Source organism: Stenotrophomonas sp. P5_B8 (assembly GCF_054049855.1).
The window spans coordinates 1-2,754 of the sequence record NZ_JBFULO010000472.1 but is presented as its reverse complement, the minus strand read 5'-3'; the positions used below and the strand labels follow the sequence as shown (position 1 = coordinate 2,754).

Annotated in this window: 4 protein-coding genes; 3 read left to right on the top strand and 1 reads right to left on the bottom strand. The window is 66.8% G+C overall.

The annotated features are described in order from the left end of the window. From ACXJKH_RS18220 to ACXJKH_RS18210, 3 genes are all read left to right on the top strand, one after another. On the top strand, positions 1-549 hold a 549-nt coding region (locus ACXJKH_RS18220), incomplete at its 5' end, for a rhodanese-like domain-containing protein (protein ID WP_457321448.1). Between the two features lie 207 nt (positions 550-756). Then, complete coding sequence (locus ACXJKH_RS18215) at positions 757-1,743, top strand: LLM class flavin-dependent oxidoreductase (RefSeq protein ID WP_256776147.1); 987 nt, start codon at positions 757-759, stop codon at positions 1,741-1,743. A gap of 165 nt (positions 1,744-1,908) precedes the next feature. Beyond that, positions 1,909-2,418, top strand: a complete 510-nt coding sequence (locus tag ACXJKH_RS18210; protein ID WP_457321445.1) for a pyridoxamine 5'-phosphate oxidase family protein — start codon at positions 1,909-1,911, stop codon at positions 2,416-2,418. A gap of 51 nt (positions 2,419-2,469) precedes the next feature. On the opposite strand, the gene ACXJKH_RS18205 is transcribed toward ACXJKH_RS18210, so the two are convergent. Beyond that, the coding region (locus tag ACXJKH_RS18205) for an exopolysaccharide biosynthesis protein (RefSeq protein WP_457321443.1) at positions 2,470-2,754 on the bottom strand (285 nt) is incomplete at its 5' end.

The window sequence follows — 2,754 nt, the reverse complement described above, 5'->3', positions numbered from 1 at the left end:
CTGCGGGTCAAGACCAGCTACAGCCAGATGCAGCCGTTCGCGCGGCTCAAGGCCAAGGTCAAGCCGGAAATCATCAGCTTCCGCATCGATGACGGCCAGCCGCTGGCCTATCCGCGCGCCCCGTCCGTCGACCCGGCCACCGTGCAGCGCTGGCTGCGCCAGGGTCACGACGATGCTGGCAAGCCGGTGGTGATGCTGGATACCCGCAACATCCAGGAAATCGAGTACGGCACCTTCCAGGATGCGCTGGTGCTGCCGATCACCAAGTTCACCGACCTGCCGGATGCGCTGGCTCCGCACCGAGAGGCCCTGCGTGACAGCACCGTGGTCAGCTTCTGCACCGGCGGCATCCGCTGCGAGAAGGCCGCGCTGTGGATGCGCAATGACGGCATGGACAACGTGCTGCAGCTGGACGGCGGCATCCTCGGTTATTTCGAGGCGGTGGGTGGTGAAGGGTATGCGGGCCGCTGTTTCGTATTCGACGAGCGCGTGGCGCTGGACGCCGAACTGAAGCCGCTGGTTGATCAACCGGGGACCGGGGCGGCCTGAGGGCGGTTTTCCGAGGGTGCCGGGGCGGCCGGTCACCTGTTTCAGGTAGTGCCGAGCCATGCTCGGCAGCCCAGCAACCTGCGGCCCGAGCTTCATCGAGCAACCTCACGAACCCGAACCGCAGGAATCAGCGTCCCGCTGCCGGCACTGGCGGCACGTCAGCGCCGGCCCCATGTCGGTGGCATGACTTCTGGATGGAACGCGCGCATGCAACTGTCGATTCTTGATCTGGCCCCGGTCTGTGAGGGCAGTGACACGACCCAGGCCTTCGCCAACATGCTGGACCTGGCCCAGCACGCCGAGGGCTGGGGCTTCCATCGCTACTGGCTGGCTGAACACCACAACATGCCCGGCATCGCCAGCGCCGCCACTGCGGTGCTGATCGGCCACGTGGCCGGTGGCACTCGCCGCATCCGCGTCGGCGCCGGCGGGATCATGCTGCCCAACCACTCGCCGCTGCAGGTGGCCGAGCAGTTCGGCACCCTGGCCTCGCTGTATCCGGACCGCATCGACCTCGGCCTGGGCCGTGCGCCCGGCACCGACCAGCCCACCGCCCGCGCGCTGCGTCGCTACTTCGACAGCGCCGACCAGTTCCCGCAGGACGTGCGCGAGCTGCTGCACTACTTCGAACCGGCGCAGGCCGGCCAGGCGGTGCGTGCCGTGCCCGGCGCGGGCATCCCGGTGCCGGTGTGGCTGCTTGGCTCCAGCTTGTTCAGCGCTCGCCTGGCTGCCGCGATGGGCCTGCCGTTCGCCTTCGCCTCGCACTTCGCCCCGGATGCGATGGACCAGGCGCTGGCGGTGTACCGCAGCGAGTTCCGTCGTTCGCAATATCTGGACGCGCCGTACGCGGTGCTCGGCTTGAACGTGGTCGCCGCCGAATCCGAAGCGGAGGCCAAGCGCCTGTTCACCACCCAGCAGCAGAGCTTCGTCAATCTGCGCCGTGGCAAGCCCGGCCTGATCCCGCCGCCGATCGACGACATCGAAGCGTTCTGGCAGCCGCATGAAAAGCAGGGGGTGCAGAGCGCACTGGCTTGCGCGGTGGTGGGCGATGTGCGCCAGGTCGGCGAGGGCATGGCGGCGTTCGCCGCGCGGCACAAACCCGATGAAATCCTGATCACCGCCAACATCTACGACCACGCCGCACGCAAGCGTTCGTTCGGTCTGGCGATGCAGGCGTGGAAGGCGAACAGTTAAGCGCCACGCCATGCGTGGCTGACGCAATGCCGGCCCTGTTGAAGGGGGCAGCCACGCATGGCGTGGCTCTCCCGGGAAGGATGCGAAGGTGGTGTGACCCTGCGATTCACACGGCCGTGGCTGCCGATCGGCTGTGATGGTGGCTCCCGTTGCAGGAGTTACCCCATGGCAGAGCTCGATCGCCAACAGCACATCAAACAACTCGCCGGCATGATCCGCGATGTCGACATCGCCATGTTCACTACCGTCGGCGTCGATGGGCGTCTGTACAGCCGCCCGCTCGGCACCCAGGAAGTCGAATTCGATGGTGACCTGTGGTTCGCCACGGAAGCCCACAGCCCCAAGGTGGCCGAGCTGGCGCTCAATCCGCGCGTCAACGTGTCTTACTCGTCGCCCTCGGGCAACACCTATGTGTCCGTCTCCGGCACCGCGCGCGTGGTGGATGACCGCGCCAAGATCGAGGAACTGTGGTCGCCGGCGATGAAGGTGTTCTTCCCGGGCGGCAAGGACGATCCCAACCTGCGCCTGATCCACGTCAGCGCCGAATCGGCCGAGTACTGGGRTGGCCCGGGCGGCTTGCTGGGCAAGGCGCTGTATTTCGTGTTGTCGGCGGTGACCGATGATCCCGGTACGTTGTCCGATACGGGCACCGTGGATCTCAAGCCCGGGGCATGACGTCCCGGTGGCCGGGGTGCAGCCGACCCACGGTCGGCTCTACCCGGCGCCTCAGAACCAGCGCTGGAACTGCTCCACCGTGTAGCTCAGCAGCTGGCCCGAGCTGAATCCGAAGAACAGCACTGCGGCGACCGCGCCGATCCAGTTGAACAGCATCAACATCCCATCGCGTTCGAGCAGCGCCAGCGCGAACAACAGCAGCTGGAAGCCGAACAGGTAGTTGGTGAAGGGAATCGGCAGCGACAGCAGCACCGCGACCAGGATCAGCAGCAGCCCGGTGAACGCATGCGCCGGATACGGCACCACCAGTGCCGGCATGCGCGGCTTCAGCAGCCG

Bases quoted from the DNA above. Each gene is read 5' to 3' on its own strand.
- ACXJKH_RS18215 (WP_256776147.1), top strand. From the start codon at position 757: ATGCAACTGTCGATTCTTGATCTGGCCCCGGTCTGTGAGGGCAGTGAC.